Below are 22,758 nucleotides of genomic sequence, written 5' to 3' on the forward strand. Positions count from 1 at the left end.
GCTCTGGCCTGGGGCAGTGCGGGGAACAGTCAAAACCGGGGCGGATGGGGCGCAGCGCGTGCCTCACGAGCGGCCGTGAACGGGGGCGGGCGTGGAGCTGATCAGCTTGGCTCAGAGGGGCGATCTGGTCGAGGCGCTCACCGTCGCAGTGGCCGAGCGGGGAATCGCCGACGCGGCCGTCGTCTCCGTGGTCGGCGCCGTGTGCTCCTTCACCGTGTCGACCATGAGGGCCGACCACCCGCGCGAGGCCGTGTTCACTTCGGGACGCTTCGCCGAACTCTCCGGCAACGGAGAGATCGTGGACGGTGTTCCGAATATCCGTGTCACCTGCGGTCTGGACGGCGGGCAGGCGGTCGCGGGACATCTGCAGGCGGCCGAGGTGGGCGGGCTCTACGCCGTGCATGTTTATCTGCTCCGGCTCTGAGCCGGTCAGGTCGGATAGGGCCGGGGGGTCTTGGTGCCGTGGAGGGTGGTGTATTCCGTGGCGAGCCAGGGGCCTAGGTCGTCGGTGAGGGTGGCGAGGGCGGCGCGGTCGGGGGACGGGGTGCGGGCGGTGCGGGCGGCTGCGTGCATCTGGGCGGCGCGGGCCGGGTAGTACTGGGCGAAGACCTCGGCGGAGCGGGAGAGGTCGCTGGTCCAGCCGTTCCAGCGGGGCATGACCAGGGTGAAGCCGGTGCGGACGGTCTTGCGGGAGGCCCCTCGGGAGAGGGCCAGCAGGTCGGCCTCGGTGGCGTCGGGGGCGGTGGCGCGGGCGCGCCAGCGGGGGAGGAATTCGGCGAGGTCGCCGTTGGTCTCCCGGGCAAGCAGGGAGGTGGGCCGGTAGCGCGGCAGGCGGTCGGACAGGTCGTCGCCGAGCAGCGGTGTGCACAGCCGGGAGACGAACCAGCCGAGGTCGTTGCGCTCCAGCTCGCTCAGCAGCGTGTCGACGCCGTAGGCGAGGGTGCCGACGCCGTCGATCTGCGGGAACGCCGCGTCCACCTCGGCGTTCAGCGCCCGGACGGCCGACCTGTCGTCCTCGGACGGCTCCTGACGGAACGCCAGCAGCAGATCCAGGTCCGAGACGCCGGGGATCGCGGTGCCGCGCGGGATGCTGCCGTACAGGTAGGCGCTGTGCAGGCGGGGGCCGCCCGGCGGGCCGAAGGCGGCGGTGATCCGGGCGCGGACGGCCTCGACCACGGGGGCGAACGCTGCGGGGACGCGGCTCAGTGAGCCCTCCCGCAGGAAGCAGCCCTCGTGGTCGAGGCCGGGGCGCAGGGTCATCGTCGGGGACAGTCAGTCGGGGACGGTCGGCTGCGGGCGGTCAGCCGCGGACCGGGATGCGGGTGATCAGCGGCTGGTCGTCGCCGGGGTTGGCGAAGAAGTCGTTGCCCTTGTCGTCCACGACGACGAACGCCGGGAAGTCCTCGACCTCGATCCGCCAGACCGCCTCCATGCCCAGCTCGGCGTACTCCAGCACCTCGACCTTGCGGATGCAGTCCAGCGCCAGCCGGGCGGCCGGGCCGCCGATGGAGCCGAGGTAGAAGCCGCCGTGCTTGGCGCAGGCGTCGGTGACCTGCTGCGAGCGGTTGCCCTTGGCGAGCATCACCATGGAGCCGCCGGCGGCCTGGAACTGGTCGACGTAGGAGTCCATCCGCCCGGCCGTGGTGGGGCCGAAGGAGCCGGAGGCGTAGCCCTCGGGGGTCTTGGCCGGGCCGGCGTAGTAGACCGGGTGGTCCTTGAGGTACTGCGGCATGCCCTCGCCCGCGTCCAGCCGCTCCTTGATCTTGGCGTGGGCGATGTCGCGGGCGACGACCAGGGTGCCGGTGAGCGAGAGTCGGGTCTTGACCGGGTGCTTGGACAGCTCGCTGCGGACCTCGGACATCGGCCGGTTGAGGTCGATCCGGACGACGTTGTCGTCGAGGTGCTCGTCGGTGGTCTCCGGGAGGTACTTGGCCGGGTCGGTCTCCAGCTGCTCCAGGAAGACGCCCTCGGCGGTGATCTTGGCCAGCGCCTGCCGGTCGGCGGAGCAGGAGACGGCCATGGCGACCGGCAGCGAGGCGCCGTGCCGGGGCAGGCGGATCACCCGGACGTCGTGGCAGAAGTACTTGCCGCCGAACTGCGCGCCGATGCCGATCTTCTGGGTCAGCTCGTGGACGCGGGCCTCCAGCTCCACGTCGCGGAAGCCGTGGCCGCTCGCGGAGCCCTCGGTGGGCAGGGTGTCCAGGTAGTGCGCGGAGGCGTACTTGGCGGTCTTCAGGGCGAACTCGGCGCTGGTGCCGCCGACCACGATGGCCAGGTGGTACGGCGGGCAGGCGGCGGTGCCCAGCGAGCGGATCTTGGCCTCCAGGAAGGCCATCATCGACGCCTCGTTGAGGATCGCCTTGGTCTCCTGGTAGAGGTACGACTTGTTGGCGCTGCCGCCGCCCTTGGCCATGAACAGGAACTTGTAGGCGTCGCCGTCGGTGGCGTACAGCTCGACCTGGGCGGGCAGGTTGCTGCCGGTGTTCTTCTCGTCCCACATGGTCAGCGGGGCCATCTGCGAGTAGCGCAGGTTGAGCTTGGTGTAGGCGTCGAAGATGCCCCGGGAGAGCGCCGACTCGTCCGCGCCGGAGGTGAGGACGTTCTGGCCGCGCTTGCCCATGACGATGGCGGTGCCGGTGTCCTGGCACATGGGCAGGACGCCGCCGGCCGCGATGTTGGCGTTCTTCAGCAGGTCCAGGGCGACGAAGCGGTCGTTGGGGCTGGCCTCGGGGTCGTCCAGGATGCGGCGCAGTTGCTGCAGGTGCGCGGGGCGCAGCAGGTGCGAGATGTCGTGCATCGCCTCGGCCGCCAGCAGCCGCAGGGCCTCCGGCTCGACCTGCAGGAAGCGCCGCCCGCCCGCCTCGAAGGTGCTCACGCCCTCGGTGGTGAGCAGCCGGTACGGGGTGGGGTCCGCGCCGAGCGGGAGCAGGTCGGTGTAGGCGAAGTCGGGCATGAGTGCATTCCTCACGGGTCGGGCGGGGGCGTCGTCGTCGGCGCGCACCGTTCAGGGTATGCAGTCCGGGCCGGGTCGTGGGCCCCGGGCCGGGGCTGTCCCGGCAAGTACCCGGGTGACTATCCTCACGCTGTGGACAACTCATCCCTTCCGGATCCCCTGAAGAAGCCGTACGCGGACCCCGCACTGGAGCTGAGGGCCTCCGACGCCGACCGCGAGCGGGTGGCCGAGGCGCTGCGCGAGGCGTACGCGGAGGGCAGGCTGACCGCCGACGAGCACTCGGAGCGGGTGGACTCGGTCTACGCGGCCAAGACCCTGGGCGAGCTGGTGCCGCTGACCCGGGATCTGCCGACGCACGGCCAGGTGCATCAGGCGGCGGCCCCGGCACCGGCGAAGCCGGTGTTCCGGACGCCGGAGGCGGACCCTTCGGCGCGCCAGGAGGACCCGCGGATGATCGCGGTCTTCGGCGGGGCGGAGCGCCGCGGGCGGTTCCGGGCCGGGGCCTGGATCAAGGCGGTGGCGGTCTTCGGCGGGGTGGAGATCGACCTGTCCGACGCGGTCTTCGACGAGCCGGAGCTGGTGATCCACTGCACGGCGGTGTTCGGCGGGGTGGAGATCAGGGTGCCCGAGCACGTGACCCTGCGCGGCGGCGGCATAGGCATCTTCGGCGGGTCCGACATCAAGCAGCAGGAGGGCACCGATCCGGCCGGGCCGGTGGTGACGGTGAAGTCGGTCTGCGTGTTCGGCGGGGTCGAGGCGAAGCAGAAGCGGCCGAGCAAGCTGAAGGCCGCGCTGCGCAAGCGCCTTGAGGATTAGAAGGTCTGACGGTCCGTTCATCGGATTGCGGGCGTCAGGCATGGATGGTTCGTCGGCGGGGTAGATCCTGGCTCACATCGCCTCGCCGCGCGGCAGCGGAGTGCTGGGTCGTACGGCGGTGTGGACCCCTCCCAGGCCTGTCGTCAGGAGTGAGCTGTGCTTCATCCGATAGAAGCCCGTCTGGACGCGAACCGTCCACACGTCCCGGTACGAACCGGTTCTGCGGATGACACCCCCTGGCATTCGAACGCGGCCTGTCGCCGCGACGAGGCGGGGCTGTTCTTCGCGCCGTCCAAGGAGCCCACGGCGGCGCGGCTGTCCCGCGAGGAGCAGGCGAAGCGGGTGTGCGGGCGCTGCCCGGTGCTGCTGGAGTGCAGGGAGCACGCGCTGCTGCAGCCGGAGCCGTACGGCGTCTGGGGCGGGCTGACCGCCGCCGAGCGCCGGGTGGTGCTGGCCCGGCGCCGCCGCCGGGAGCAGGAGCTCCGGGAGGCGGCGCGGGTCGGCAGCCAGGTCGCCGCCGCAGGATGAACGTTTCGGCATGAACGTTCCGGCATGAACGTTTCCGCACACGTCATCCGGCGGCGGCGGTCCCACCGGTCGGCTGGCGTCCGACCGGTCGGCTAGCGGGCGCGGTCGAAGTCGATGGCGCTGTACGCCCGCAGCTTCGACAGCTTGTGCTCGCTCTCGATCCGGCGGATCGTCCCGCTCTTGGAGCGCATCACCAGCGAGCTGGTGGTGGCGGTCTCCGCCTTGTAGTGGACCCCGCGCAGCAGCTCGCCGTCGGTGATGCCGGTGGCCACGAAGAACACGTTCTCGCCGCTCACCAGGTCGTCCGTGTGCAGGACCCGGTCCAGGTCGTGCCCGGCGTCCAGCGCCTTGCGCCGCTCGGCCTCGTCCTTGGGCCACAGCCGGCCCTGGATCACGCCGCCCAGGCACTTGATGGCGCAGGCCGCGATGATGCCCTCGGGGGTGCCGCCGACGCCGAGCAGCAGGTCCACGCCGGTGCCTTCGCGCACCGCCATGACCGCACCGGCGACGTCGCCGTCCGAGATGAACTTGATCCGGGCGCCGGTGGCGCGGATCTCCGCCGCCAGCTTCTCGTGCCGGGGCCGGTCCAGCACGACCACGGTGACGTCCTCGGGCGCGCAGCCCTTGGCCCGGGCGACCGCGCGGACGTTGTGCTCGACCGGGGCGGTGATGTCGACCTGTCCGGCCGCCTCCGCTCCGGCGACCAGCTTGTCCATGTAGAAGACGGCGCTCGGGTCGAACATGGTGCCCCGGTCGGCCACGGCCAGGACGGCCACGGCGTTGGGCATGCCCTTGGCGGTCAGCGTGGTGCCGTCCACCGGGTCCACGGCGACGTCGCACTCGGGGCCGGTGCCGTCGCCGATCCGCTCCCCGTTGAAGAGCATGGGCGCATCGTCCTTCTCGCCCTCGCCGATGACGACGACGCCGTTCATCGACACGGTGTGGACGAGGGTGCGCATGGCGCGCACGGCGGCGCCGTCCGCGCCGTTCTTGTCGCCGCGGCCGACCCAGCGACCGGCCGCCATGGCGGCGGCCTCGGTCACGCGGACCAGCTCGAGGGCGAGGTTGCGGTCAGGCGCCTCCGGAGCGACCTCCAGGGAAGAAGGCAGGTTGTGCTGGTGGTGCTGGTGGTGCTCGGTCATCGGTCCCGTACCTCTCTGTACGACGACGGCCGGATGAGGGTCCTGTGATCGTATCTTCCACCTGCGGAAATGTCTGTGGCGCGCGGCACGTACCCCCCGGTGCCCGGGCGCGGAGGGGCCATGGGCCACCATGGACGCGTGGCAACTCAGAACGCGGCAGCGCAGGCCGGGACGGCCCCCACCACCACCCAGAAGCGCCCGGGAATGGGCGCCAAGTCGGTCAGGGACATGGTGCTCTCCCTGGCCGCCGTCATGCTGGCGGGCCTGGTGATCTACTACTTCATCCCGCACTCCGGCGGCAACGGCGTGCACGCCGTCGAGGGCGGCATCGGCTCGTCGGTGGCCTCGGCCCGGCGTGTCGCGCCCTATCCGGTGCTGGCGCCGGTCGGCCTGCCCAAGGGCTGGACCGCCACCGCGGTGGACTACAACGGCACGGACCCGCACGCCGCGGTCTGGACGCTCGGCTACATCGACCCCAGCCGGCAGTACGTCTCCGTGCAGCAGAGCAACGGCGGTGCGTCGGACTTCATCGCCGGTGTCACCACCGGCGGCGTGAAGGTCGCCGGCGTCAGCACCATCGACGGCGTGACCTGGAGCCACTACCAGGGCAGCGACTACCGCGCGCTGGTGCTGCAGACGCCGAAGGTGACGACGGTGGTGACCGGCACCGAGTCCTTCGCCGCCATGGACGCCTTCGCCGCGACGCTCAGGAGCAGCTGACCGGCTGCCCGCTACGGCCGCCGCAGCGCGGACACGGCAGCGCGAACACGTGCGGACACGGCAGTGCCCCGACCGGGTGGTCCCGGTCGGGGCACTGTGCGTCCGCGGGGCGGAGCGGGGCCGGATCAGACGGTGCTGACGACCTCGTCGTACTCCAGCCGGGGGCTGCGCGGGAACCAGGCGTTCTCGCCGGGCTTGCCGATGTTGACGACGGCCAGCACGGAGTGGTCGCCGTCGGGGAAGAAGTCCTTGTTGATGGCGTCGGCGTTGTAGCCGGTCATCGGGCCGGCGGCCAGGCCGGCCGCGCGCAGGCCCAGGATGAAGTAGGCGACCTGAAGGGTGGCGTTCAGCGTGGAGGCGGCCTCACGGCCCGGGCGCTCCGCGAAGAAGAGGTCCTTGGCCTGCGGGAAGTGCGGGAAGAGCTTCGGCAGCTCCTCGTGGAACTCGTGGTCGGCGGCGAGGATGGCGACCAGCGGGGCCTTGCCGGTCTTCTCCTTGTTGCCGTCGGCCATGTGCGAGACCAGGCGGGCGCGGGCGTCGTCCGAGCGGACCAGGACGACGCGCAGCGGCGACATGTTCATCGAGGTCGGCGCGTACTTGACCAGGTCGTAGACGGCCTGGATCTGCTCGTCGGTCACCGGCTCGTCCGTGAAGGTGTTTGCGGTACGGGCCTCGCGGAAAAGCAGGTCCTGGGCGGCGGCGTCGAGCACGAGCGCGTCTGCAACAGTCATGGGTACACCTCAGTGGAATCCGGAGCGGCGCTGGTGCCGCTTGCCTCGTTCAACTTAGATGAAGTTTCAACTATTTCCAAAGCTGTACGCCATTGAGTGATGTACGTCACGTGCCGCCCTCCTGCGTGCCGGCTACGCGTCCTCCTCCTCGGCCGTCTCCGGGCCCTCGCCCTCCGCCAGCGCCGCGTCCAGCCGGGCCCGGGCGCCGTCCAGCCAGCGCTCGCAGACCTTGGCCAGCTGCTCGCCGCGCTCCCACAGCGCCAGCGACTCCTCCAGCGAGGTGCCGCCGGTCTCCAGCTTGCGCACCACCTCCAGCAGCGCGTCCCGCGCCTGCTCGTAGCCCAGGGCGTCGTCCACGGCCGACGCGGCCACCACGCTGTCCGGCTTTTTCGTCATGGCACCCAGCGTAGGGGCGGCCGCTGACAACCCCGCCGCGTCCGGCCGCCTCCGGCCGCGCCGCGCCCGCCGCTACGCCGGGTCGGCGGCCACCGTCACCGTGAAGCCGCCCTCGGCCACCCGGGCCCGCAGCGCCTCCCCGGCGGCCACCTGGACCGGATCGCGCACCACCGCGCCGTCCTCGCGCTGCAGCACGGCGTAGCCGCGGCGCAGCGTCGCCGCCGGGGAGAGCGCGACCACCCGGGCCAGGGTGTGCGCCAGCTCGCCCGAGGCCCGGTCCAGCCGGTGGTCCAGGGTCCGCCGGGAGCGCTCCAGCAGCGCGGCCACCTCGGCGGCGCGCTCGTCCACCATCCGCCGCGGAGCGGCCAGCACCGGGCGGCTGCGCAGCGACTCCAGGCCGCCCTGCTCCCGGTCGAGCCGGTGGCGGATGCCGTGGCGGGCCCGGTCGCGCAGCCCGTGCACCCGCGCCAGCTCCTCGCGGACGTCCGGGACGACCCGCTTGGCGGCGTCGGTCGGGGTCGAGGCGCGCAGGTCGGCGACGTAGTCGAGGAGCGGCTGGTCCGGCTCGTGGCCGATGGCGCTGACCACCGGCGTCCGGGCCGCCGCGATGGCCCGCACCAGCCGCTCGTCCGAGAACGGCAGCAGGTCCTCGACGCTGCCGCCGCCCCGGGCGACGATGATCACGTCCACGTCCGGGTGCTCGTCCAGCTCCTGCACGGCCGCGATCACCTCCGCCGTCGCCCGCACCCCCTGCACCGGCACGTTGCGGACCTCGAAGCGGACGGCGGGCCAGCGCCGCCGGGCGTTCTGCAGCACGTCCCGCTCGGCGGCCGAGGCCCGGCCGGTGACCAGCCCCACGCACTGCGGCAGGAACGGCAGCGGACGCTTGCGCTCGGCGGCGAACAGCCCCTCCGCGCCGAGGGTGCGCTTCAGCAGCTCCAGCCGGGCCAGCAGATCGCCCAGGCCGACCAGCCGGATCTCGGCGGCGCGCAGCGACAGCGTCCCGCGCGGCCCGTACCACTCCGGCTTGGCGTGGACGACGACCCGCGAGCCCTCGCCGACCAGGTCCGCCACCGGATCGAAGACCGCGCGGTAGCAGGTGACCGCCAGCGAGACGTCCTCCGAGGGGTCACGCAGGGTCAGGAACACCACGCCCGCGCCGGGCCGCCGGCTCAGCTGGGTGATCTGCCCCTCCACCCAGACCGCGCCCAGACGGCTGACCCAGCCGCCGATGAGTCGGGAGACCCGGCCGACCGGGATCGCTGCTTCGGCGGAGCTGTCCAGAGGCATACGCCCGAGCGTAGCCCCCGCCTGCGACACCCCGGCCGCCCGCTGATCCGCCCGCGCGCGGCGGCCGCGCCGCGCGGGTTCCTCCCGGCGGCCCCGGGCGTGCGCGGCCCCGGCCGGTAGGCTGGGCACATGCCTGCTGCTACCGCTCCCCGCCGTGTCCTGCTCGCCGCGCCGCGCGGCTACTGCGCCGGTGTCGACCGTGCCGTCATCGCCGTGGAAAAGGCCCTGGAGCAGTACGGGGCCCCGATCTACGTGCGCAAGGAGATCGTCCACAACAAGTACGTGGTGCAGACCCTGGAGAAGAAGGGCGCCATCTTCGTCGACGAGACCGAAGAGGTCCCCGAGGGCTCCATCGTGGTGTTCTCCGCGCACGGCGTCGCCCCCTCCGTCCACGACGAGGCGAAGCGCGGCAGGCTGGCGACCATCGACGCCACCTGCCCGCTGGTCACCAAGGTCCACAAGGAGGCGCTGCGCTACGCCGAGGAGGACTACGACATCCTGCTGATCGGCCACGAGGGCCACGAGGAGGTCGTCGGGACGATGGGCGAGGCGCCCGAGCGCACCCACCTGGTGGACGGCGCCGAGGACGTCGCCAACGTCCAGGTCCGCGACGAGTCCAAGGTGGTGTGGCTGTCGCAGACCACCCTCTCGGTGGACGAGGCCATGGCCACCGTCGGCGCGCTCAAGCAGCGCTTCCCGCTGCTCACCAGCCCGCCCAGTGACGACATCTGCTACGCCACGCAGAACCGGCAGGTCGCCATCAAGCAGATCGCCGGCCAGGCCGACCTGGTCATCGTCGTCGGCTCGCGCAACTCGTCCAACTCGGTCAGGCTGGTCGAGGTCTCGCTGGAGGCCGGCGCCAAGGCCGCGCACCTGGTGGACTTCGCCGACGAGATCGACGAGGCATGGCTGGAGGGCGTCTCCACGGTCGGCCTGACCAGCGGCGCCTCGGTGCCGGAGATCCTGGTCGAGGGCGTGCTGGAGTGGCTGGCCGAGCGCGGCTTCGACGACGTCGAGCAGGTCCGTTCGACCGAGGAGCACCTGCAGTTCTCGCTGCCCAAGGAGCTGCGCCGGGACCTGCGCGCCGAGGCCGCAGGAAAGTAAAGCGCGATCTCGGGGTAGGCCCTACGTTGGCGGTAGCTGGTTCGACAGCTGGTTCAACGACGAACAGGGGTATCAGGACGTGAACGTCTTTGGCGTGGACATCGGCGGCTCCGGGATCAAGGGCGCGCCCGCCGACCTCGATCAGGGAAAGCTCGCCCAGGAACGGCTCAAGGTGCTCACCCCCCATCCGGCCGAACCCGATTCCGTGGTCGAGGCGGTGCGGAAGGTCGTCACCCACTTCGACTGGAAGGGGCCGGTGGGCATCACCTTCCCCGGCGTCATCGTGGACGGGCACACCCGCACCGCGGCCAACGTCGACAAGGGCTGGATCGGCCTGGACGCCCGCTCCCGCTTCTCCGACGCCCTCGGCCTGCCGGTCGCGGTGGTGAACGACGCCGACGCGGCCGGCATGGCGGAGGTCGCCTACGGCGCGGGCAAGGGACGCAAGGGCGTGGTCCTGATGCTCACTCTGGGCACCGGCATCGGCAGCGCGCTGTTCAGCGACGGCGTGCTCGTCCCCAACACCGAGCTGGGCCACCTGGAGCTGAACGGCAAGGACGCGGAGAAGCACGCGTCCTCGGCGGCCAAGGAGGAGCACGACTGGAGCTGGCACCACTGGGCGGAGCGGCTGGACGACTACTTCGCCATGGTGGAGGGCCTGTTCTCGCCGCAGCTGATCATCATCGGCGGCGGGGTGAGCCGCAAGGCCGACAAGTTCCTGCCGCTGCTGAAGCCGCTGCGCGCGGAGATCGTGCCGGCCCAGTTGCAGAACGACGCCGGCATCGTCGGCGCGGCGATGGCCGCCGCCCAGCTGGGCTGAGGTCCGGTCCGGCTCACGCCGTCCGCTTGCGGGCGCGGCCCAGCGCCACGTGGCGGGCCACGGCGATCACCACCGAGACCGCCGTCCCGGTGAACAGCCAGCCCGCCTGCAGCGCCAGGGAGGTCGCCAGACCGATCAGCCGTCCGATCACGCCGCCGTTCGCCGGGCCGTTCAGGACGCCCAGCGTGACCGCGAACGCGATCGGGCCGCTGATCGGTGCGGCGGCCAGGTCCACCGGGCGTACCCGCACCGCGACCTGGAAGCAGACCACGACGTAGACCAGGCCCATCAGCACGCCCGAGCCGCCGAACAGCCAGGTGTCGAGCGCGCCGCCGGCGAACGTGCCGCCGAGCGTCACCACCGCGCCGCCGACGGCGGTCAGCCGGTGCGGTGTCCGCCCGCCGCCGGGACGCGGCTGCGGGCGTCCGTCGCCGCGGGCCCGCAGCCCGGGGGCTCCCGGGGTGTGGCCGTGGCTGGGCTCCAGGGAGCGCGCCGGGCTGGGCACGCCGGGGGCCGCCATCACGGCGGGGCGTTCGTCAAACCTGCGTCGGTGCTCCACAGGACCAACGTACGGTCGGATGAACGTCACCCGTGGTGACGGACACGCCGGGGATTGTCCGCTGTCACCCGCTTGACCGCCACCCGGCGCCGATCCCTGGCGGTCGGGGCCGCCGGTGGACCTCCGTAGACTGGGGAACCGTCCGCCCGTCTCGCCTCCCCTCCAGGATCCCGCCACATGTCGCTTTCGATCGGAATCGTCGGTCTGCCGAACGTCGGCAAGTCCACGCTGTTCAACGCCCTGACCAAGAACGACGTGCTGGCAGCCAACTACCCGTTCGCCACCATCGAGCCCAACGTCGGCGTCGTCGGCGTCCCGGACGCGCGCCTCGCCGTCCTCGCGGAGATCTTCGGCTCGCAGCGGATCCTCCCCGCCACCGTCGACTTCGTCGACATCGCGGGCATCGTGCGCGGCGCCAGCGAGGGCGAGGGCCTGGGCAACAAGTTCCTCGCCAACATCCGCGAGTCGGACGCCATCTGCCAGGTCATCCGCGCCTTCCAGGACCCGGACGTGGTCCACGTCGACGGCAAGGTCTCGCCCAAGGACGACATCGAGACCATCAACACCGAGCTGATCCTGGCCGACCTCCAGTCCATCGAGAAGGTCATCCCCCGGCTGCAGAAGGAGTCCCGGCTCAAGAAGGAGTCGGCGGCGCTGCTCAAGGCCGCCGAGGCCGCGCAGAAGGTGCTGGAGTCCGGCAAGACCCTCTTCGAGGCAGGCTTCGACAAGGAGTCCGTCCGCGAACTGCACCTGCTCACCGTCAAGCCCTTCCTCTACGTCTTCAACGTGGACGAGGACGAGCTGATGGACGAGGACTTCAAGCAGGCCCAGCGCACCCTGGTCGCCCCGGCCGAGGCCATCTTCCTGAACGCCAAGATCGAGTCCGAGCTGATCGGCATGGACGACGACGAGGCCCTGGAACTCCTCCAGTCCATGGGCCAGGAGGAGGCCGGCATGGCCACCCTCGGCCGTGTCGGCTTCGAGACCCTCGGCCTGCAGACCTACCTCACGGCTGGCCCCAAGGAGGTCCGCGCCTGGACCATCAAGAAGGGCGCCACCGCCCCCGAGGCCGCCGGCGTCATCCACACCGACTTCCAGAAGGGCTTCATCAAGGCCGAGATCGTCTCCTACGACGACCTCGTCGCCTGCGGCTCCATCCCCGAGGCCCGCGCCAAGGGCAAGTCCCGCATCGAGGGCAAGGACTACATCATGCAGGACGGCGACGTGGTCGAGTTCCGCTTCAACGTCTGACGACGCCGATGATCAGCCCGCCGGGCCGCCGACCGGCCGCTCGGCGGGCTGATCCCTGGGTGGGGCCGGGCAGCGGGCTCGCGCGGCGCGGTGTGCGGTGTATCGCGCTTGTCGGGGGGCGTCGTTAGGCTCGGGGGCGGGTCCATCGGGCGTCGGACGGGGAGAGCATGGCTGCCAGGGCGGGCCGGATCCGGGAGTTGCTGGACGGTGGGGTGATCGGGCAGGTGTACCCCGGGGCGGTGTGGGGGCATGGCACCGCGGACGGGGTGGGTGACCAGGGAGTGGTGGGGGTGCCCGATCCGGAGCGGCCGGAGCGGGGGATGCGCTTGGACACCCTGTTCGATGTCGCCAGTCTCACCAAGATCCTCGCGGTGTGGGCCTGCGCGGGCGCGCTGTGGCAGGACGGGCTGCTCGACGTGGACGCGCGGCTCGGGGCGTACTGGCCGGAGGCCGGGCCCGCGCTGGGCGCGGTGACCGCGCGTCAGTTGCTGTCCCACACCGCCGGGGTGCTGCCCCGGGCCCAACTGGAGGCCCGGTACGGCACCGACCCCGCCGCGATCCGGGCCGGGGTGCTCCACGCCGAGCTGCACCGGCCGCCCGGGACGGCCGTCGAGTACACCGACCGGGCCGCGCTCATCCTCGGCTACCTGGTCGAGCACCTCGCCGGGCAGCCGCTCGACCAGGCCGCCACGGCGCGGATCTGGGCCCCGCTCGGCATGCACCGCACCCGCTTCGGCCCGCTGCCCGCCGACCTCGCGGACGGCTGCGCGCCCACCGAGCGCGACCCGGTCACCGGCGTGCGCCTGCGCGGCACCGTCCACGACCCCTCCGCCCGGCTGCTGGGCGGCGTCAGCGGCGTGGCCGGGGTCTTCACCGACCTGGGCGACCTCGGCCGCTTCCTGCGGCACCTGCTGGACCCGACCGCCTCCGGCGCCGACCCCGGCTTCGGCCCCGCCTGGATCACCGAGACCTTCGCCGTCCACACCGGCGAACTGGAGCCCGCCCGCGGCCTGTTCTGGCACCCGGCCCCCGGCACCGCGCCCGCCGACGACATCTGGGTGCACTACGGCTTCACCGGCACCGGCATGTGGGTCTCCCCGACCCGCCGCCGCTGGGCCGCGCTGCTCACCAACAAGGTCTACCTCACCCGCGACCGCCAGCCCCTCACCGACATCCGCAACGCCTTCCGCGCACTGGTCTTCGCCGCCTGAGCCGGCCGGGCAGGCCGCGGGCTGGATTTCGGGCGGGGTCAGGTGTGGGGGCGGGTGCGGCGGGCGATGGTGAAGGCGGCTTCGGGGAGGGTGTCGCGTTGCCAGCCGAAGGCGGCGGCCGGGCTCATGCCGTCGCCCTCGTTGTTGTGGGCGAGCAGCACCGAGTAGAGGTTGACCGCGCCGGGCTGGAGCAACTGGTCGCGCAGGGGCTCCGGTTGGACGTCATCGAGGTGGCGGTGGGTGAGGGTGAGCGGGCCGTGGCTGCGCTGCCACTCGGGGTCGAGCAGGTGCAGCACCTGGGTCTGGCGGTCGGCGGTGGCCCCGGACTGGGTCTCGCGGTAGGTGCGGATGATCGAGTGGCCGCCGTCCACCAGCCGGAAGATGCTGAGGTTTCCGGCCGGACGCCGCCCGTACTGGACGGACTCCTGGACCAGCGTGGGCAGGATGTCGGGGACGAGCGAGGCCGCGCCGTCGCCGACGAAGGCCAGCACGTTCTCCTCGCGGGTGAGCGCCACGGCGGGCACGGCCTGCAGGGCGTCCCCCATCAACGCCCGGCCGTACCAGCCGGAGAAGCCCGGGCCGGTGCGCGGCAGGTTGCGCACGGCCGAGATGCCGCCCCGGCCGACGTCGAACAGGCCGGTGTAGCGGTATCCCTGACGCACAATCAGGTCGTCGAGCAGCTCGCCGAGCCGGTGGAAGAAGTAGTTGACGCTCATCGGCCGCAGCGGCAGCTGGTGCAGCAGGTCGGAGGGGCTGTCGGCGGTCGCGGCGAGCGCCGTGCGGCGCAGCGCCAGCACTTCGGGCTCGGGTCGGACGCGGTCGGCGATCTCCCGCAGGAAGTCGCGGGCGTCGCCCAGTACCAGGTGGTCGGCGAACGGCGCGGCGTGCGCCGGTTCGTCGGTGACCTGGACGATGTGCAGCGAGCGTTCGAGGGCGCGCGGCGCGAAGGGGGTGGCCGCCTCGGCGATCCGGCTCTTGAGGAACAGCAGCGACTGGTCCCGCTTGGACCGCAGCCGCCCGTCCAGGTGCAGGTAGTCGTGGACGCGCGCGGAGGTGCCGTACATGCCGAAGGTGCCGAGGTATTCCTCGACCCGCCGTCCGTCGTGGTAGCGGGCGACCGATCCGGGACGGGTCAGCGAGTCGGTCAGCGCCACCCCGGTCAAGCGGGCTATGCGGTAAGTGAGTTCGCGCTCCTCGGCGTCCAACTGGCCGCACTGCCAGAGGAACCGGATCGGCTCACGCTCCAGCATCCTCAGCACCGGCGTCAGTTGCGACTCGTCGACCTGGAGGCGGGGGCGGACGCCCGTGCCGGGGGCGGTCGTCGCCGAAGACGCGGGTGCGAGCGCGGATGCGGGCGCGGGTGCGGGGAAGTCCAGCGCGGCGGCGGTGGCCAGCAGCACCACCGGGCCCTCGTCCGCCTCGTAGGAGGCGAAGGCCTCGGCGAGGTCCTGGTCCAGCCGCGCGGTGTCGTCCAGGAAGTGGTGCCGGATCCGCCGAGCCCGCAGCACCTCCCGGGAGTCCTCGGCCACGTGCACCGTGCCCTGGAACGGGAACCAGGCGTCCGGCTCGGAGTCGGCGCAGACGATGAAGCCCCTGGCCCGGCTCTCGCGCAGGTTGGCCAGCGTGCCCTTGAACTCGTCGATCATCCCGTTGGTGACGACGATCAGGAACGGCGTCCGGTCGAGCTGCCAGCGGGCGAGCGCGCCGCAGGCCAGGGCGTGCTCGCTCGGGCCGCGCAGCACCGGGTTCCCGGCCGCCTCGGCGGACCGCTCCAGCTCGCTGATCAGTCCGGACACCCGCGAACCGGTGTAGTAGTGCAGGCCCCAGGACGATCCGGCCCGCTCGCTCAGGAAGGCGTGCAGCGCCTGCCCCATCAGCCGCGGTGCCCGAGCCGTGGAGCGCATGGACGCGGCGGAGTGCCGGATCTGGACGAAGTCGGTGAGCGCCCGGACCACATCGGCGGCCAGTAGCCACGGCTCGGTCGGCAGCTGCCGCGAGGTGTACGGGCGGGCCAGCCGCACGGCCGGGTCGGGCTCCTCGTAGACGTGGACCGTGTACGCGGAGAGGTCGGCGGTGACCGCCTCCGGCAGCTCCGTGCGCAGCTCGGCCAGCGCCTCCGCCACGGAGTCGGCGCCGTCGCCGCCGGAGGCGCCGGTCGGGGCCGCATCCACCAGCAGCAGGGCCAGGGTGTCCTTGCGGCAGTGCGGCCCCGGCTCGGCGGCGGCCGCCTTGCCCAGCAGCGCGGCCACCTCCGCCAGGGAGTCGGCCCGAACCTGCTCCACCTGCTCCACCAGCGCGCGGTCCAGGAACCGGCGGGCCCGCCGCACGGTCTCCGTCCAGGCGTCCGGCTGACGGTCCTCGTCGGCCTCATGGGTCGCGGGCGGCAGGCCGGAGCCGGGGGCCGGACGCTGGGCGGCGGCCAGCGCGGTCTCCACGACGTCGTGGAACTCGGCCCGCGGCCCGACGCTCACCACCAGCAGCCGTTCGGGCGTCGCGGGCGGGGGAGCGGGAGTGTGGCTGGGCATGGCTGACCTCCGTTGGCAGCAGGTCGCGCGGCACGGCGGGGCCGACGGGACCGTGGGACTGGACGGGGAAACCGGGGCCCTACGAGCGGACGCCGGGGGCGGACGCAGCGGGCGCGCGGGCGGGCGTCCCCGCTGCGGCCCCGCGCCGGGGACGGGCCGGCGCGGGGCCTGGGCTCAGAGCTGGACGCGGGGCCCGGACGGACGGTCTGCGCCCGGGCCGCCGAGCGGGCTATCTGGGCGTCGCCTCGAGGACGCTCTCGGTGCTGGACGAGTGCAGCGGCGCGGCCCGCACCGACCGCACCTCGAAGCCCGCGGCGTCCAGCAGGCCCCGGTACTCCTCCTCGGTCCGGTCCCGGCCGTCGAGCATGACCAGCATCAGCACATCGATGAGCTGCGCCTGGGCGGCCCGCGCCGGGTCGGGCGTCCGGCCCTCCAGGCGTTCGAACACCAGCAGTCGGCCGTGGTCGGGCACGGCCTCGCGGACCCGCCGCAGGATGGCGACGGCCTGCTCGTCGTCCCAGTTGTGCAGCACCCGGGAGAGCGTGTAGACGTCGCCGCCGGTCGGCAGCGGGTCGAAGAAGCTGCCGGGGGCGACCGTCACCCGCTGGTCGAGCCCGGCGGCCGTCAGCTTGGCCCGGGCCTGCTCGACCGCCTCGGGCAGGTCCACCAGGATGCCGCGGGCGGCGGGGTGCCGGGTGAGGACCTTGCCGAGCAGGCCGCCGTCGCCGCCGCCGACGTCGACCACCGTGCCGAGGCCGCTGAGGTCGCAGCCGGCCAGGGCGGCGGGCACGGCGGCGTTGCCCATCGCCGCCGAGAACACCGCGGTCAGCTGCGGGTCGTCGTCCAGGTAGTCGTAGAAGCCCTTGCCGTAGAGCTGCTCGAACGCGGGCTCGCCGGTGCGCAGGGTGTGCATGATCGCGCCGAAGGACTGGTACACCTCCTCGCCGAACATGATCGCGGAGGGGCGGCTGGAGCGGGTGGCGTCCCGGCAGAGCAGCCGGGTGACCGGGGTGAGCGCGAACGTCCCGGGCGCGGTCTCGCGGAACAGGCCCGCGGCCGTCACCGCGTTCAGCACCCGGCGCAGCGCGCGGCGGTCCGCGCCGCACTCGGCGGCGAGGTCCTCGACCGGGCGCGGTCCGGCGGCGAGCAGGTCCGGCACGCCGAGCTTGGCCAGGGCGTAGAGGCACTGGGCGGTCCAGCCGCCGGTCAGCACGCCGAACAGGGCGGCCCGGTCGGCGATGGAGGGGGCACGCTCGTCGAGCGCGGGGTCGGAGGCGGGGTCGATCGCGGGAGCGGGAGCGGGAGCGGGGTCGGCGGCGTCGGACTGGTCGGCGCCGAGGTCCGGGGTGCGGGTGTCGTGGACGGTCATTGGTCGAGCTCCTTTCCGGAGGCGGCCAGACGCGCACCGAGGGAGCGGATCGCTTCGGCTGCGGATATGGCGTGGCAGCGCCGGTTCCCATGGATGCCGTCGGCGCTGTAGATATCCGCGCTGCTGGCGGTCGGATGTCCGGTCAGGTCCACGTGGATGGTGCCGTGCCGGTCGGAGACCCGGAGGGTGGCCGCTGCCAGCTCCTGCAGCCGCTGCTCCATCCCGGCGCGGAAGCGCTCGGGCATGTGCGGCGAGCGCGACCCGTCGAAGATGCCCACGGTGATCACGTCGCACTGCGTGGCCGCCAGCGCCGAGACGATGGCCTCGATCTCGTCCTCCACCCGGGCGGCGTCGAAGGCCGGGCGCAGCACGTCGTAGCCGCCGCAGGTCACCAGGGCCAGATCGGGGGCGAACTCCAGGGCGGCCTCCAGCTGCCCGGCCCGGACGTCGGCGGCCAGGGTGTTGCTCCGGCCCAGGTTCAGGAAGACCAGCTCCGGCTGCTGCTGGGTCAGCTCCCGGGCGATCCGGTCCGCCCACGGCTCGTCGGGGTAGCCCGGTACGGCGTCCCCGAGCCCTTCGGCGACGCTGTCGCCCAGGACGACGAAGCGGCGCCAGGGGTGGCCCGCCAGCAGCTCCGCCGCCTCGCCCACCCGCAGGCAGTACGGGTCGGCGGCTTCTCCACGTGCTTGTTCGCTCGGCATGACGTCGATCGGTGTCCCTTCGGGGCGTCGGGCACGGAGGGCGATCGAGCCGTGAGGTCACAGCACGACCGTTCATATACTTTTTCGAGCACCCTACAGGGCCGAGAAAAAGTATACGGACGGTCGTGCTCATTTTTGTCGTGAACGTGCCACCTGGCCTGATCGGCCGGGGGTGGATCAGCGGAGCAGGGCGTTGAGGTCGACCGGATCGGGGTGGGCGAGGGCGTCGGCCAGGACGGTGTAGGTGCCGTGGGCGGCGAGCTCGGCGGCGGCGCGGTAGCCGAGGGTGTAGGCGGCCTTGGCGACGGTGTCGCCGAGGCTGACCCGGGCCACGCCGAGCCGTCCGAGCTCGGCCACGCTCGGCAGGCCGGGCCGGGCCAGGATGTTCAACGGACCGGTGATCAGCTCGGCGAGCCCGGCGATGGTGGCCGGGTCGGACACGCCGAGGACGAAGATCCCGTCCGCCCCCGCCGCCAGGTAGGCGGCCGCGCGGGTCAGCACGTCCTGCATCCGGGTCTCCGGCTCCCCGGCGGCGCGGATGTAGGTGTCGACGCGGGCGTTGATGAACAGCGGAACGCCGGTGGCCTCGGCCGCCGCGCGGGCGGCGGCGATGCGCTCGCTCTGCTCGGCCGCGTTCCGCAGCCGCGGGCCGCCGTCGCCGTGGCGCGAGTCCTCCAGGTTGATGCCCACCGCACCGGCGCCGATCACGCCGGTCACGGTCTCGGCGAGCTCGGCCGGGGTGGCGCCGAAGCCGCTCTCGATGTCCGCCGTCACCGGCACGTCCACCACCGAGGCCACCCGGGCGACCAGCGCGACGGCGTCCTGCCGGCCGATCCGGTCGCCGTCGGCCGAGCCCAGCGCCCAGGCGACCCCGGCGCTGGTGGTGGCGACGGCGGGCGCGCCTGCCTGCTGGGCGAGGCGGGCGCTGGCGGCGTCCCAGGCGTTGGCCAGGGCGAGCGGGGCCGAGGCGGTGTGCAGGGAGCGGAAGAGGCGGGCGCGGTCCTGTTGGGCAGTGGCAGTCATGGCTGCCATTCGACCAGCTCGGGGCGGTCGCCGCGCCGGATCGGCGGAATCACCTTTGCGTTCGATGCCACAGCCGCGCGCTGTCACCGGAACGAAACGGCGCGGGAACCGCCAGGTGCCCTCGGCTCGATAGCGTCCGAACGGTGCCGGTCCCGCCTCGCCCCCATGGAGGCGGGCCCGGCGCCGGTCCCGCCCGGCCTAGGCTGCTGTCCGTGACGGATACAGGCGGGACCGACACCGGCGGGGCAGTCGTCGGCGCGGGGAGCAGGATCGTGGTGGGCGGCGCGCTGCTGCACCGGGGCCGGGTGCTGGCCGCGCGGCGCAGCGCCCCGGCCGAGACCGCCGGGCGCTGGGAGTTCCCTGGCGGCAAGGCCGAGCCGGGGGAGACCCCGCCGCAGGCGCTGGAGCGGGAGCTGCACGAGGAGTTGGGCGTGCGGGCCCGGGCGGTGGCCCGGATTCCGGGGGCCTGGCCGGTGCGGGTCGGCCTGGAGCTGCACATCTGGACGGCGGAGCTGCTCTCCGGCACTCCCGAGCCGCTTCAGGACCACTCCGAGCTGCGCTGGCTGACCGCCGCCGAGCTCTCCGACGTGGACTGGCTGGACCAGGACCGTTTCGCCCTGCCGTACGTGGCGGCCTTGCTCCCGACTTGACCTTTACGCCAGGGTAGGGGCAGCTTTGATCGGGTATGTGAGTATGTGCTTGTTCACTCCGAGTAGCTGCCCATCACCCGGGACTGGGGACATACGTGAGGGAGCCACGCCGAAAGCCGAGCGCCGCTGCACGTGCGCGGCTGCGACGCAGTGCCGCGAACCGTGCGCGCCCCGGCAGAGCGGGCGGCGTCCCGCCCGTTCCCGACCTGTTCGCACCCGCGCCCGGCGCCCGCAGCCGCCCCCCGGCCCCGTTCCCGGCCGCTCCTGCATCCGCACCGGCGGCGGGCGGATATCCGGAGCCGGAGCGCGAGCTATCGCCCCCGGGGGCCGATCCGGCGCCGGACAGCATCCTGGACGCCGTCCGCGTGGCCATCGTCGTCCTGGACACCACCGGGCGGATCGTGCTGTGGAGCCCGGCCGCCGAGGAACTGCTCGGCTGGCCCAGTGAGCTGCTGATCGGCCGCAAGCTGGCCGAGTTCTTCGGTCGGGAGAAGCGCTCCGCCCCCGACGCCGCCCCCGACTCCGCAGCGGACGGCGGCACCGGCGCACCGGAGGGCCCCGGCGCGGAGGCCGCTCCCGAGCCGGACGACGCCCCCCAGGGCCCCCGGATGCAGGAGATCGTCGACCAGGTGCTGGGCGGCGGCGGCTGGCGCGGCTCGGTGGTGCTGCGCGACAGCCGGGACGGTCTGATCACGCTGGACGCCCGGCTGTCCCGGCTGGTGGACGGCGACGGCATGACCTTCCTGCTGGTGCGGCTGGCCGACCTGGCCCGGCTGCAGGCGGTGGAGCACGACCTGGCGGTGCAGGACGCCCTGTTCGAGCAGTCGCCGCTGGGCATCGCCGTCTTCGACCGCGAGCTGCGCTACGTCCGGGTGAACGAGACCCTGGCCCGGATGAACGGGGTCGCCCTGGAGGACCACCTCGGCCGCACCGCCGGGGAGACCCTGCCCGAGGCGTCCGCCGACGAGGTCACCGCCATCCAGCGGCAGGTGATGGCGACCGGCGAGCCGGTGGTGGACCTGACCGTGGCCGGGCCGCACCCCTTCAATCCGGGCTTCCGCTCGATCTCCTACGCCCGGCTGCACGACCGCGCCGGTCAGATCATCGGGATCACCGGTACCATCATGGACGTCACCGACCGCTACCGCGCGGTCGCCAAGGTCGAGTACGCCCGCCGCCGCCTGGCGCTGCTCAACGAGCTGGGCGCGCGCATCGGCGATCTGCTGGACGCCGGCCGGATCGCCCAGGAGCTGGCCGACGCGCTGGTGCCGACCCTGGCCGACTACTCCGGCGTGGTGCTGCTGCAGGCCGTCGGCGACGGCGACGACCTGCCCCGGCACCCGCACCAGCAGGTGATGCCGATGCTGCTGATGGGCGCCAGCGGGATCACCCGCAATCCGGTGGCCGAGGCGGTGATCCGGTTCGGCGACCGGGTGCCACTGACCGAGGGCACCGTCTTCGCCCGGGTGCTGGGCACCGGCGTGTCGGAGCTGCTGGACTCGCTGGAGGCGCTGGAGGAGGGCACCGAGGCCGACGATCCCCGGCTGGAGGCCGCCTACGAGCTGGGGCTGCACTCGATGCTGGTGGTGCCGCTGCGGGCGCGCGGCATCGTCCTCGGCTTCATGCTGCTGTGCCGGGCCGGGCGGCGCGAGGGCTTCGACCGGGACGAGATGGCCTTCGCCGACGAGATCGCCGACCGGGCCGGCGCCTCGCTGGACAACGCCCGGCTGTACGCCCGCGAGCGCGCCGCCGCGCTGATGCTGCAGCGCACCCTGCTGCCGCAGACCGTGCCCCGGCCGCCCGGCGTCGAGGTCGGCTACCGCTACATCCCGGGCAGCAGCGGCACGGAGGTCGGCGGCGACTGGTTCGACGTCGTCCCGCTGCCGGACGGCCGGACCGCGCTGGTCGTCGGCGACGTCATGGGCCACGGGCTGCGCGCCGCCGCGACCATGGGCCGGCTGCGCACCGCCGTCCGCACCCTGGCCGGGCTCGGCCTGCCGCCGGAGGCGGTGCTGCAGCACGTCCACGACCTGGCCGACGACCTGGCCCAGGGGCCGGACGAGGCGCTGATCGCCACCTGCGTCTACGCCGTCTACGACCCGCTGACCCGGCAGCTGACGCTGGCCAAGGCCGGCCACACCGCGCCGATCCTGGCCGTCCCCGGCGAGCCGGCCCGGCTGCTGGAGCTGCCCTCGGGCACCCCGCTGGGCGTCGGCGGGGTGTCGTTCGAGTCGGTCGCGCTGACCGTGCCCGAGAACACCCTGCTGCTGCTCTACACCGACGGCCTGGTGGAGTCCCGCACCGAGGACATCGACGTCGGCACCAAACGCCTGTGCGACGTGCTGGACCAGCCGGTCGAAACCATCGAGGACACCTGCGAGCGCATCCTGGACACCCTGGAGCGCGGGCAGGAGCCGGACGACGTGGCGCTGCTGCTGGCCCGCCTGGGCCGGGCCGAGCCCGCCGCCTCCGCCCACCAGGCGCAGTGGACGCTGACCGCCGACCCCTCCGCGCCGAGCCGGGCCCGGCGGCTGGTGCGCTCCACCCTCACCGGCTGGGGCGTGCCGGACCTCTCGGACGTGGCGGAGCTGCTCGTCAGCGAGCTGGTCACCAACGCCGTCCGCTACTCGCAGGCGCCGATCGGGCTGCGGCTGCTGAAGGACCGGATGCTGCTGGTCGAGGTCTCCGACCCGCTGCCGGACCCGCCGCAGCAGCGGCAGGCGGCGCGGACCGACGAGGGCGGGCGCGGACTGGAGCTGGTGCACAGCCTCGCCGACCGGTGGGGGACCAGGGTCGAGGGCGCCGGGAAGGTGGTCTGGTTCGAGCAGAGCCTGCCGTCCGCCCCTCCCGCTCCGGCAAGTTGAGGCGTAGGGTTCCGAATCCGACGGCCGTCGACCGATGGGGAGGGACGGGAGGTCCGGCGCGGTCCGACGAGGTGGGAACGGCAATTCATTACCTCGATTTGATGT

21 protein-coding genes are annotated in these 22,758 nt (G+C 73.1%); 10 read left to right on the forward strand and 11 right to left on the reverse strand.

Annotated elements, in window-relative coordinates; all coding sequences use genetic code 11:
* The first annotated feature begins 91 nt into the window (after positions 1-91).
* Positions 92-424: a PCC domain-containing protein gene (locus GXW83_RS04610; protein ID WP_182441626.1), complete on the forward strand. Its 333-nt coding sequence runs from the start codon at positions 92-94 to the stop codon at positions 422-424.
* Positions 425-429: 5 nt separating this feature from the next.
* On the opposite strand, the gene GXW83_RS04615 is transcribed toward GXW83_RS04610, so the two are convergent.
* Together GXW83_RS04615 and GXW83_RS04620 are read right to left on the reverse strand one after the other, a co-directional pair.
* Positions 430-1,260 (reverse strand): nucleotidyltransferase domain-containing protein, encoded by an 831-nt coding sequence (locus tag GXW83_RS04615; RefSeq protein WP_182441627.1) that lies wholly within the window; start codon positions 1,258-1,260, stop codon positions 430-432.
* A 40-nt stretch (positions 1,261-1,300) separates the two neighbouring features.
* Positions 1,301-2,953, reverse strand: coding sequence for a fumarate hydratase (locus tag GXW83_RS04620; protein ID WP_182441628.1), 1,653 nt, complete (start codon positions 2,951-2,953; stop codon positions 1,301-1,303).
* Positions 2,954-3,085: 132 nt separating this feature from the next.
* On the opposite strand from GXW83_RS04620, the gene GXW83_RS04625 reads away from it, so the two are divergent.
* Together GXW83_RS04625 and GXW83_RS04630 are read left to right on the forward strand one after the other, a co-directional pair.
* The gene (locus tag GXW83_RS04625) at positions 3,086-3,769 is read left to right on the forward strand and encodes a DUF1707 domain-containing protein (RefSeq protein ID WP_182441629.1); all 684 of its coding nucleotides are present in this window, start codon (positions 3,086-3,088) and stop codon (positions 3,767-3,769) included.
* 156 nt (positions 3,770-3,925) lie between these two features.
* On the forward strand, positions 3,926-4,297 hold the full coding sequence (locus tag GXW83_RS04630) for a WhiB family transcriptional regulator (protein WP_370466554.1): 372 nt from the start codon (positions 3,926-3,928) through the stop codon (positions 4,295-4,297).
* A gap of 92 nt (positions 4,298-4,389) precedes the next feature.
* Here GXW83_RS04630 and glpX read toward each other — a convergent pair whose 3' ends face one another.
* A complete protein-coding gene (glpX, locus tag GXW83_RS04635) occupies positions 4,390-5,439 on the reverse strand; it encodes a class II fructose-bisphosphatase (protein ID WP_182441630.1) in 1,050 nt (349 codons plus the stop codon).
* A gap of 138 nt (positions 5,440-5,577) precedes the next feature.
* On the opposite strand from glpX, the gene GXW83_RS04640 reads away from it, so the two are divergent.
* Positions 5,578-6,159, forward strand: coding sequence for a DUF4245 domain-containing protein (locus GXW83_RS04640; RefSeq protein ID WP_182441631.1), 582 nt, complete (start codon positions 5,578-5,580; stop codon positions 6,157-6,159).
* A gap of 125 nt (positions 6,160-6,284) precedes the next feature.
* Here the strand turns inward: GXW83_RS04640 and GXW83_RS04645 are convergent, their stop codons facing one another.
* From GXW83_RS04645 to xseA, 3 genes are all read right to left on the reverse strand, one after another.
* A complete protein-coding gene (locus GXW83_RS04645) occupies positions 6,285-6,890 on the reverse strand; it encodes a malonic semialdehyde reductase (RefSeq protein WP_182441632.1) in 606 nt (201 codons plus the stop codon).
* Positions 6,891-7,022: 132 nt separating this feature from the next.
* The gene (locus GXW83_RS04650) at positions 7,023-7,286 is read right to left on the reverse strand and encodes an exodeoxyribonuclease VII small subunit (protein ID WP_182441633.1); all 264 of its coding nucleotides are present in this window, start codon (positions 7,284-7,286) and stop codon (positions 7,023-7,025) included.
* 72 nt (positions 7,287-7,358) lie between these two features.
* Positions 7,359-8,576: an exodeoxyribonuclease VII large subunit gene (gene xseA / locus GXW83_RS04655; RefSeq protein ID WP_182441634.1), complete on the reverse strand. Its 1,218-nt coding sequence runs from the start codon at positions 8,574-8,576 to the stop codon at positions 7,359-7,361.
* Positions 8,577-8,705: 129 nt separating this feature from the next.
* Here xseA and GXW83_RS04660 point away from each other — a divergent pair, with 129 nt between their 5' ends.
* Entirely contained in the window at positions 8,706-9,680 is a 975-nt protein-coding gene (locus GXW83_RS04660) for a 4-hydroxy-3-methylbut-2-enyl diphosphate reductase (RefSeq protein ID WP_182441635.1), read from the forward strand.
* A 79-nt stretch (positions 9,681-9,759) separates the two neighbouring features.
* Positions 9,760-10,500, forward strand: coding sequence for a polyphosphate--glucose phosphotransferase (ppgK, locus tag GXW83_RS04665; protein WP_182441636.1), 741 nt, complete (start codon positions 9,760-9,762; stop codon positions 10,498-10,500).
* A gap of 13 nt (positions 10,501-10,513) precedes the next feature.
* On the opposite strand, the gene GXW83_RS04670 is transcribed toward ppgK, so the two are convergent.
* Positions 10,514-11,059: a DUF6542 domain-containing protein gene (locus GXW83_RS04670; protein ID WP_182441637.1), complete on the reverse strand. Its 546-nt coding sequence runs from the start codon at positions 11,057-11,059 to the stop codon at positions 10,514-10,516.
* A gap of 177 nt (positions 11,060-11,236) precedes the next feature.
* On the opposite strand from GXW83_RS04670, the gene ychF reads away from it, so the two are divergent.
* Positions 11,237-12,310, forward strand: coding sequence for a redox-regulated ATPase YchF (ychF, locus tag GXW83_RS04675; RefSeq protein WP_182441638.1), 1,074 nt, complete (start codon positions 11,237-11,239; stop codon positions 12,308-12,310).
* 167 nt (positions 12,311-12,477) lie between these two features.
* The gene (locus GXW83_RS04680; protein WP_182441639.1) at positions 12,478-13,521 is read left to right on the forward strand and encodes a serine hydrolase; all 1,044 of its coding nucleotides are present in this window, start codon (positions 12,478-12,480) and stop codon (positions 13,519-13,521) included.
* 38 nt (positions 13,522-13,559) lie between these two features.
* On the opposite strand, the gene GXW83_RS04685 is transcribed toward GXW83_RS04680, so the two are convergent.
* The 4 genes from GXW83_RS04685 to GXW83_RS04700 all read right to left on the reverse strand — a co-directional run bounded on the left by GXW83_RS04685 (position 13,560) and on the right by GXW83_RS04700 (position 19,139).
* Complete coding sequence (locus GXW83_RS04685) at positions 13,560-16,046, reverse strand: hypothetical protein (RefSeq protein WP_182441640.1); 2,487 nt, start codon at positions 16,044-16,046, stop codon at positions 13,560-13,562.
* A 229-nt stretch (positions 16,047-16,275) separates the two neighbouring features.
* On the reverse strand, positions 16,276-17,415 hold the full coding sequence (locus tag GXW83_RS04690) for a methyltransferase (RefSeq protein WP_182441641.1): 1,140 nt from the start codon (positions 17,413-17,415) through the stop codon (positions 16,276-16,278).
* The gene (locus GXW83_RS04695; RefSeq protein ID WP_182441642.1) at positions 17,412-18,116 is read right to left on the reverse strand and encodes an SGNH/GDSL hydrolase family protein; all 705 of its coding nucleotides are present in this window, start codon (positions 18,114-18,116) and stop codon (positions 17,412-17,414) included. The genes GXW83_RS04690 and GXW83_RS04695 overlap by 4 nt, the downstream gene beginning before the upstream one ends.
* Positions 18,117-18,293: 177 nt before the next feature.
* Positions 18,294-19,139, reverse strand: a complete 846-nt coding sequence (locus GXW83_RS04700; RefSeq protein ID WP_182441643.1) for an isocitrate lyase/phosphoenolpyruvate mutase family protein — start codon at positions 19,137-19,139, stop codon at positions 18,294-18,296.
* Between the two features lie 212 nt (positions 19,140-19,351).
* Here GXW83_RS04700 and GXW83_RS04705 point away from each other — a divergent pair, with 212 nt between their 5' ends.
* Both GXW83_RS04705 and GXW83_RS04710 read left to right on the forward strand, forming a co-directional pair.
* A complete protein-coding gene (locus tag GXW83_RS04705; protein ID WP_225446754.1) occupies positions 19,352-19,789 on the forward strand; it encodes a (deoxy)nucleoside triphosphate pyrophosphohydrolase in 438 nt (145 codons plus the stop codon).
* Between the two features lie 350 nt (positions 19,790-20,139).
* Entirely contained in the window at positions 20,140-22,653 is a 2,514-nt protein-coding gene (locus GXW83_RS04710) for a SpoIIE family protein phosphatase (RefSeq protein WP_370466859.1), read from the forward strand.
* The last annotated feature ends 105 nt before the right edge of the window (positions 22,654-22,758 follow it).

The organism is Streptacidiphilus sp. PB12-B1b, assembly GCF_014084125.1.
GTDB lineage: Bacteria > Actinomycetota > Actinomycetes > Streptomycetales > Streptomycetaceae > Streptacidiphilus.

What these genes read in the sequence shown, in the direction of transcription:
- GXW83_RS04615 (WP_182441627.1), bottom strand. Translation starts at nt 1,260, where the DNA reads ATGACCCTGCGCCCCGGCCTCGACCACGAGGGCTGCTTCCTGCGGGAG.
- GXW83_RS04620 (WP_182441628.1), bottom strand. Translation starts at nt 2,953, where the DNA reads ATGCCCGACTTCGCCTACACCGACCTGCTCCCGCTCGGCGCGGACCCC.
- glpX (WP_182441630.1), bottom strand. Translation starts at nt 5,439, where the DNA reads ATGACCGAGCACCACCAGCACCACCAGCACAACCTGCCTTCTTCCCTG.
- GXW83_RS04645 (WP_182441632.1), bottom strand. Translation starts at nt 6,890, where the DNA reads ATGACTGTTGCAGACGCGCTCGTGCTCGACGCCGCCGCCCAGGACCTG.
- GXW83_RS04650 (WP_182441633.1), bottom strand. Translation starts at nt 7,286, where the DNA reads ATGACGAAAAAGCCGGACAGCGTGGTGGCCGCGTCGGCCGTGGACGAC.
- xseA (WP_182441634.1), bottom strand. Translation starts at nt 8,576, where the DNA reads ATGCCTCTGGACAGCTCCGCCGAAGCAGCGATCCCGGTCGGCCGGGTC.
- GXW83_RS04660 (WP_182441635.1), top strand. Translation starts at nt 8,706, where the DNA reads ATGCCTGCTGCTACCGCTCCCCGCCGTGTCCTGCTCGCCGCGCCGCGC.
- ychF (WP_182441638.1), top strand. Translation starts at nt 11,237, where the DNA reads ATGTCGCTTTCGATCGGAATCGTCGGTCTGCCGAACGTCGGCAAGTCC.
- GXW83_RS04680 (WP_182441639.1), top strand. Translation starts at nt 12,478, where the DNA reads ATGGCTGCCAGGGCGGGCCGGATCCGGGAGTTGCTGGACGGTGGGGTG.
- GXW83_RS04685 (WP_182441640.1), bottom strand. Translation starts at nt 16,046, where the DNA reads ATGCCCAGCCACACTCCCGCTCCCCCGCCCGCGACGCCCGAACGGCTG.
- GXW83_RS04690 (WP_182441641.1), bottom strand. Translation starts at nt 17,415, where the DNA reads ATGACCGTCCACGACACCCGCACCCCGGACCTCGGCGCCGACCAGTCC.
- GXW83_RS04695 (WP_182441642.1), bottom strand. Translation starts at nt 18,116, where the DNA reads ATGCCGAGCGAACAAGCACGTGGAGAAGCCGCCGACCCGTACTGCCTG.
- GXW83_RS04700 (WP_182441643.1), bottom strand. Translation starts at nt 19,139, where the DNA reads ATGACTGCCACTGCCCAACAGGACCGCGCCCGCCTCTTCCGCTCCCTG.